General features: G+C 69.8%; 6 protein-coding genes and 1 pseudogene. 6 read left to right on the top strand and 1 reads right to left on the bottom strand.

The window, feature by feature from the left end; genetic code table 11:
* On the bottom strand, window positions 1–982 hold a 982-nt coding region (locus tag G6019_RS14120; protein WP_182627837.1), incomplete at its 3' end, for an alkaline phosphatase family protein.
* Between the two features lie 156 nt (window positions 983–1,138).
* Between G6019_RS14120 and G6019_RS14115 the strand changes: the two genes are divergently transcribed.
* The 6 genes and pseudogenes from G6019_RS14115 to G6019_RS14090 form a co-directional block, all read left to right on the top strand.
* Window positions 1,139–2,518, top strand: coding sequence for a replication-associated recombination protein A (locus tag G6019_RS14115; RefSeq protein WP_375292901.1), 1,380 nt, complete (start codon window positions 1,139–1,141; stop codon window positions 2,516–2,518).
* An 85-nt stretch (window positions 2,519–2,603) separates the two neighbouring features.
* Window positions 2,604–2,759: a hypothetical protein gene (locus tag G6019_RS14110; protein WP_017836862.1), complete on the top strand. Its 156-nt coding sequence runs from the start codon at window positions 2,604–2,606 to the stop codon at window positions 2,757–2,759.
* Window positions 2,760–2,946: 187 nt separating this feature from the next.
* Window positions 2,947–5,607 (top strand): alanine--tRNA ligase, encoded by a 2,661-nt coding sequence (alaS, locus tag G6019_RS14105; RefSeq protein WP_182613290.1) that lies wholly within the window; start codon window positions 2,947–2,949, stop codon window positions 5,605–5,607.
* Window positions 5,604–6,077 (top strand): Holliday junction resolvase RuvX, encoded by a 474-nt coding sequence (gene ruvX / locus G6019_RS14100; RefSeq protein WP_107756539.1) that lies wholly within the window; start codon window positions 5,604–5,606, stop codon window positions 6,075–6,077. The genes alaS and ruvX overlap by 4 nt, the downstream gene beginning before the upstream one ends.
* A 91-nt stretch (window positions 6,078–6,168) precedes the next feature.
* On the top strand, window positions 6,169–7,341 hold the full coding sequence (locus tag G6019_RS14095) for an endolytic transglycosylase MltG (RefSeq protein ID WP_182613291.1): 1,173 nt from the start codon (window positions 6,169–6,171) through the stop codon (window positions 7,339–7,341).
* A 10-nt stretch (window positions 7,342–7,351) separates the two neighbouring features.
* Window positions 7,352–7,786, top strand: a pseudogene (locus G6019_RS14090) (shikimate dehydrogenase); the annotation flags it as partial.

The raw sequence follows: 7,786 nt of genomic DNA, 5'->3' as shown, positions 1-7,786 counted from the left end.
CGCCGACGACCTCGCGCAGCCGCCGGAGCGAGGCGTCGCGCTCGCTCGCCGGACCGACATAGGCGAACGTGTCGGCCCCGCCGTTCTGGGCGATGCCGAACCGCCCGCGGATCGCCGCGTCGGCCTCGATCGCCCCGGCGGCGCTGATCAGACTGAGCGGCTCCGACCAGTCCATCCCGTGATCGGCCAGGACGATGACCACCGAGCGCTCCCACCGGCCGGTCGAGCGGAGGAACTGTTCGAACTCCCAGAGTTTGTGGTCGGAGTTGTACACCGCCTGGTTGCGCGCCAGTCGCAGCGAGGTTCCCGAGAGGTCCATGTGTCCGAATCGGTCCATGTCACCCAGGTTGACGAAGGTCATCCTCGGGGCGTGGTCGGTGACGGTCTGCTTGAGTGCCTCGACGGTGAACCAGTCGAGGGAGTGGTCGGTGACCGGAACGAGGGGGAACGGTGCCCACTGCACGCTCGCGCGTCCGCCGAACAGGCCGTGGAGGTAGTCCTTGCTCAACACGCTCGCGGTGGTCAGGCCCGCCTCGGTCCGGATCCGGTCGAGCACCGTCGGTGCGCGGAGGTCATCCGGCCGGTCGAGTGTCCTGTCGGTGCCGGTCGCGTGGTCCCAGACCGAGTTGGCCGGGACCCCGTTCCGCTCGGGCAGGACTCCGGTCACCATCGCCGCGTGGTTCGGGAGCGTCTCGGCGATCATGACCGACGTCGCGTCGGTGAACCTGGTCCCGTCGGAGGCCCACCGGTGCAGGGTGGGGGCCTGGGCCGGGTTGAGTTCGTCCGGTCGCATCCCGTCGGTGACCAGGACGTAGACGTCGAGGTCGTCGGCGACCGGCCGCGTCGGCGTGGCCCAGACCGGGGCCGGCTCGGCGAGCATGGTGACCCCGACCGTGCCCGCGGCGACGACCACACCGGCCCCGGCCAGCGCCTCCCGGCGGGTGAGGGTGGGTCCGTGGCAGGCGTCGTGATGGCGGCTCATCGGGCGGGGCTCCTCGGGGGCGGGCTGGACGGGAGGGGTACGGACTCAAGGTCTACCCCGTGGTGACGGGGCACACGCGGGTTCCACTCAACCCCATCGCGACGGGCCGGACCACCCGGACGGTCTGTTCGTCTCCTGATGTTCACCATCCAAGCGGTGTCGGGGTCCGTCGGTAGCCTGGGTCGCGTGAGCGAAGACGCAGGGTTGTTCGCGGCCGGGGATGCGCGACCGGGTCCGCGGGAGGGGTCTGTCCCGCAGGTCGACCCGGGATCTCCGCTGGCGGTCCGGATGAGGCCACGGACGCTGGACGAGGTGGTGGGACAGGAGCACCTCCTGCGACCCAACTCTCCGTTGCGGCGGTTGGTCGAGGGCCGGGGAGGGTCCTCGGTGATCCTCTACGGGCCGCCGGGGACGGGCAAGACGACATTGGCCAATCTGGTGGCCAGCACGTCCGGACGGCACTTCGTGGCGCTCTCCGCCCTGAGCGCCGGGGTCAAGGACGTCCGCGCGGTGATCGAGGACGCCCGGACGCGTCAACTCCACGGCCGCCGGACGGTGCTGTTCATCGACGAGGTGCACCGTTTCTCGAAGAGCCAGCAGGACGCGCTGCTGGCCGCGGTCGAGAACGGGATCGTGCTCCTGGTGGCCGCCACCACGGAGAACCCGCACTTCTCGGTGATAGCCCCGCTGCTGAGCCGCTCGCTCATCGCCGAGCTGCAGGGGCTGGACGCGGCGGGGGTGGCGACGGTGATCCGGCGGGCCGTCGCGGACGAGCGGGGCTACGGGGGTGCGCTCGAGGTGACCGACGCCGCCGTGGAGGACATCGTCCGGCTCTCCGGCGGCGACGCCCGGCGCAGCCTGACCATCCTCGAGGCCGCCGCGGGGGCCGCCGAGGACGCGGTGGTGACCCCGGAGACGGTCGAACTCAGCCTGGACGCGGCACCGGTGCGCTACGACCGTGACGGTGACCAGCACTACGACGTCACGAGCGCGTTCATCAAGTCGATCCGCGGATCGGACGCCGACGCGGCCCTGCACTACCTCGCGCGGATGCTGGTCGCGGGGGAGGACCCGCGATTCATCGCGCGGCGACTGATGGTGCACGCGAGTGAGGACATCGGCATGGCCGACCCCACCGCACTGCTCGCCGCCTCCGCCGCGTCGGAGGTCGTGCAGAAGGTGGGGCTGCCGGAATGCCGCCTCGCCCTGGCCCAGGCCACCATCCACCTGGCGACGGCGCCCAAGTCCAACGCCGTCATCTCCGCGATCGACGCCGCGATGGCCGACGTGCGCGCCGGTGGCGTCGGGGAGGTCCCGCGTCACCTCCGGGACGGTCACTACGCCGGGGCGAAGGGGCTGGGCAACGGCGTCGGATATCGCTACGCGCACCAGTCGCCGGCGGGGGTGGTGGCGCAGCAGTACCCTCCCGACGAGCTCGTGGGTCGGGACTACTACTCGCCCACCGGACACGGTTACGAACGTGACCTGCGCACGAGACTGACCCGACTGCGGGGCATCGTCCGCGGATCCACCTAGCTGCCCGGGTCGAAATATGTGAAACTCATGAGGCCTGTCTGAACGGGCGCAACATTCAAGTCGTCGAGCACTTTTCGGAGGAATCATGAGCGGAATCGCGAGCATCTTCTCGACCCTGGTCGGTGTGGCCACCTCGGTGGGCGTGTGGGGGACCGGCGCGCACAGCCTCGGTCTGCTTCCCCAGGAGGCGTTCATCACCGCCGCCAACTTCGGCATCATCCTGCCCCCGATGCCGCGCTGATACGGCTACTCGCGCGTCGTCAGATCGCCGGCCGGATCGCCGGCAGTCCCCTCGGCACGGTCCCCGCAGGCGGGGTCCGTGCCGAGGGCGTTCGAAGGCTCTTCCGGTCCGTTCCTCGACGCCGGAGTGCCGCCGGTAGGCTGAGCAGTCGTCCGACCACCTCCTCAAGACCCCAGTGAGGCCCCCTGTGCAGACCCATGAGATCCGGCGCCGATTCCTCGACCACTTCGTCAGGGCCGGACACGCCGAGGTCCCCAGCGCATCACTGGTACTGGACGATCCGAACCTGTTGTTCGTCAATGCGGGCATGGTCCCGTTCAAGCCCTACTTCCTGGGCCAGGAGACCCCGGAGCACGCCACCGCGACCTCCATCCAGAAGTGTGTGCGCACCCTCGACATCGAGGAGGTGGGCATCACCACACGCCACAACACCTTCTTCCAGATGGCCGGCAACTTCTCCTTCGGTGACTACTTCAAGGAGGGGGCGATCCGGCACGCGTGGTCACTGCTCACCTCGTCCGTCGATGACGGCGGGTTCGGTATCGACCCCGGGCTGCTGTGGGTCACCGTCTATCTCGACGATGACGAGGCGTATGGCATCTGGCGTGACGTGGTCGGCGTCCCGGAGGGCCGCATCCAACGTCGCGGGATGGCGGACAACTACTGGTCCATGGGTGTTCCCGGACCGTGCGGGCCGTGCTCGGAGATCTTCTACGATCGCGGCCCGGCCTACGGGGCGGAGGGCGGTCCGGAGGCGGATGAGGACCGCTACATCGAGATCTGGAACCTCGTGTTCATGCAGAACGAGCGCGGCGAGGGCACCGGCAAGGACGCGTTCGAGATCCTGGGCCCGCTGCCCAAGCAGAACATCGACACCGGGATGGGGATAGAGCGGGTCGCGTTCCTGCTCCAGGGTGTCGAGAACGTCTACGAGACCGACCTGCTCCGCCCGGTGATCGACACCGCCGAGCGTCTCTCCGGCAGCACCTACGGGGCGGACAGCGCCTCCGACGTACGTTTCCGGGTGATCGCGGATCACGCGCGCACGGCGTACATGCTGATCGCCGACGGTGTGACCCCCGGCAACGAGGGCCGCGGGTACATCCTGCGCCGCCTCCTGCGGCGAATCGTCCGCTCGGTCCGGCTGCTCGGGGCGGGCGGGGACACGATGGCCGAGTTGATGACCACAGTCAAGGACGCGATCGGCCCGTCGTTCCCCGAGACCGTCGCCGGGTACGAGCGCATCGAACGCATCGCCGTGGCCGAGGAGATCGCCTTCCTCAAGACCCTCGAGTCCGGCACCCAGCTGTTCGAACGCGCCGCGCAGGACGCCAGGAAGTCGGGGGCGGCGACCCTGTCGGGACGCCAGGCCTTCGCGCTGCACGACACGCACGGGTTCCCCATCGACCTCACGCTGGAGATGGCGGCCGAGGCCGGACTCCAGGTCGACGAGGCGGGCTTCCGGTCCCTGATGTCCGAGCAGCGGGCGAGGGCCAAGGCGGACTCGCGGTCCAAGAAGCACGCCCACGCCGACCTGTCGGTGTACCGCGACTTCCTCGACGCGGGCGAGACCGTCTTCACCGGATTCACCGAACTCACCGACGAGTCCACACTCCTGGGCATCGTGTCCGGCGGCGAATCCGTCCCCGTGGCCAGGGAGGGTGACAGGGTCGAGTTCGTCCTCGATCGCACCCCGTTCTACGCCGAGTCCGGTGGCCAGCTCGGGGACCGCGGCATGATCTCCACGGCCGGTTTCCAGATGCAGGTCGACGACGTCCAGAAGATCGGCAAGAAGCTGTGGATCCACAAGGGCGTCCTCACGGGAGGCGAGGTCGAGGCCGGCCAGCTCGTCACCGCGGCCGTCGACCCGGAGTGGCGCAAGGGGGCCACACAGGGCCACTCGGCCACCCACCTCGTCCACGCCGCGCTGCGGCAGATCCTCGGACCGGAAGCCGTCCAGGCGGGCTCGCTCAACAAACCGGGGTACATGCGGTTCGACTTCAACTGGTCGGGTTCCATCCCGGCGGACGTCCTGGCCCAGGTTGAGGAGATCACCAACGCCGCCGTCGACGCCGACTATCGCGTGAACACGATCGAGACCAGCCTCGACGACGCCCGCCGGATGGGCGCCATGGCACTGTTCGGCGAGAACTACGGGTCGCTGGTCCGGGTGGTGGAGATCGGCGGTCCGTTCTCGATGGAACTGTGCGGCGGAACCCACGTCGCCAGTTCCGCGCAGATCGGCCCGGTGAGTCTGCTGGGCGAGGCCTCCGTCGGCTCCGGTATCCGGCGGGTGGAGGCGTACGTCGGCATGGACGCCTACCGACATCAGGCCCGGGAACGTGCGCTCGTGTCGGGCCTGGCCACCTCGCTCAAGGCACCGGCCGAGGAGCTGCCCGACCGGGTGGCCGCGCTGACCGCGAAGTTGCGGGAGGCGGAGAAGGCCCTCGAATCGATGCGTGCCGCCCAGCTCGCCTCTCGGGCCGGGGACCTGCTGTCGGCGGCCGAGGACCTCGACGGGATCCGGCTGCTGACACACGACGACCCGGGAGGATCGGCGGGCGACCTGCGGACACTCGCATCGGACCTCAGGGGCCGTCTCGGCGGGGACGCCGGCGTCATCTTCCTCACCGCCGCGGGTTCCGACAAGGTCCCGTTCGTCATCGCGGTGAGCCCGGCCGCCCAGGAGCGCGGTCTGCGCGCGGGAGATCTGGTCAAGGCCATCGCACCGACGCTCGGGGCGCGGGGTGGTGGCAAGGCCGACATGGCACAGGGCGCCGGCACCGACCCGTCCGGCATCGATGCGGCCGTGTCCGCCCTGCGCTCCGCCGTCAGGGACGCCGGGTGACGGCATCCGACACCGGTTCCTCCGGATGGACCCGTGGACGTCGGATCGGGCTGGACGTGGGGACGGCACGGATCGGTGTCGCCTCGTGCGATCCCGACGGGATTCTGGCCACTCCTGTCGAGACGATTCGGGTCGCCAGTGGTGACCCCGACTGGACGGCGGAGGTGAGGCGCCTGGCTGAGCTTGTCGAGGAGCACGACGCGGTCGGCGTGATCGTCGGACTGCCCACCTCGTTGAAGGGACGGGACACCGCCTCGACGGCGATGGCGCGATCGTTCGTCACGGCGCTGTCCGCCGCCTCGCCGGGTCTCGACGTCGAGACGGTGGACGAACGACTCACCACCGTGACGGCCGGGGCCGCCCTGCACGGAGCGGGCAGGAACACCCGACAGCAGCGTGGCGTGATCGACCAGGCCGCCGCGGTGGTGCTGCTCCAGGCATGGCTCGACTCACGGCGCGCCCGCCGATGACGGGCGTCCCGACCCACCCGGCTGGATAAACTGACACGACGCACGATGCTGTCCGGCGGGCAGCTCCCTGAACCACCGGATAAGGAGCACGATGTCTGCGGCACGAGGACGCTCACGAACGAGTGGCACCATCCGGTTCATACTCCTCGCGGCCGTGGTCGGGGTGGTCCTGGCCTTCGCCGCGATGGTGTACCGGGCGACGAACAGCGAGATCTCGGCCGCGCCGGATTTCGAGGGCGGGGGTTCCGGTACCGCCCTGTTGCACGTCGAACCGGGTGACACCCTGGGAGTGGTCGGGGATCGCCTGTATGACATCGGCACCGTGGCCAGCACGCGGGCCTTCACGGGCGCAGCTTCCGGGACCTCGGTCGAGGGCATCCAACCGGGCTATTACCAGGTCCGTCAGGAGATGAGTGCCGCGTCGGCGGTCGAGGCCCTGTCCGATCCCCGCAGCAGGGTCGGCTTCATGGACGTCAATCCCGGTGGGCGGCTGCTCGACACGGTCGTGGTCGGCGGCGGCACCGAGAAGGGCATCTACACACTCATCGCCGACGCGACCTGCCTGCGGGACCTCGACCAGCCGGACGCCCCACCGGTATGCCGGCTTCCGCAGGAGATCGTCGACGCCGCCGTCCAGGCCGACCCCGTCGAACTCGGGGTGCCCGACTGGGCCATCAACGAGGTCCGCGGCGCCCCTGACCCGGTGCGTCGACTGGAGGGGTTGATCGCGCCCGGCGTTCACAACATCAACCCGCAGTCGGAGCCCGTGGAGATCCTCCGCCAGTTGATCGACTCGTCGACCGAGGCGTACGACGCCACCGGCCTCGTCCCCTCCGCCGAGAGGATCGGGTTGACCCCTTATCAGGTGGTCACGGCGGCGTCCCTGGTGGAGAAGGAGGGAACACTCGAGGATTTCGACAAGATCGCCCGGGTGATCCTCAACCGACTCGACGAGCCGATGCGCCTGCAGTTCGACTCGACGGTCAACTACGCCCTCGCCGACCAGGAGATCGCGACGACCGACGCCGATCGGGCCGCGGTCACGCCGTGGAACACCTACGCCATGGACGGGTTGCCCTACGGTCCGATCGGGTCTCCCGGCCTCGACGCGCTCCGGGCGATGGAGAACCCCGCGGAAGGACAGTGGAAGTACTTCGTCACGGTCGACATGCAGGGGACCACCCGATTCGCCGACGAGTACCCGCAGCACGAGCGATACCAGAGCGAGGCGATCGCGAACGGGGTCCTGTCCAGTGGGCGGTAGCGCCGCTCTAGTGGGCGATAGCGCCGCGGACCGCTCGCCCCGATCGGCCGCGGTACTCGGCCACCCTGTGGACCACTCCCTGTCCCCGGTCCTGCACGGTGCCGCGTACCGGGCGCTCGGCCTCGACGGGTGGACCTACGAGCGGATCGAGTGCACGGAGGCGCAACTGCCCGCCGTGGTCGACTCGTCTCCCGACCATCGTGTGGGGTATTCGGTGACGATGCCGAACAAGTTCGCCGCCCTCGGGTACGCGACCGAGGTCAGCGAGCGCGCCCGGATCGTCGGCAGCGCCAACACCCTCGTCCGGCGGGAGACCGGCTGGTTCGCCGACTGCACGGACGTCGACGGGGTGACCGGGGCACTCGCCGGGTTCGACGAGCTGCCCCCCGAACCGACGGCGGTCGTCCTGGGCGTCGGCGGGACCGCCCGCCCGGTGTTGGCCGGG

This window comes from Dietzia sp. DQ12-76, assembly GCF_014145045.1.
GTDB lineage: Bacteria > Actinomycetota > Actinomycetes > Mycobacteriales > Mycobacteriaceae > Dietzia.
This window is presented reverse-complemented; position numbering and strand designations above follow the sequence as displayed.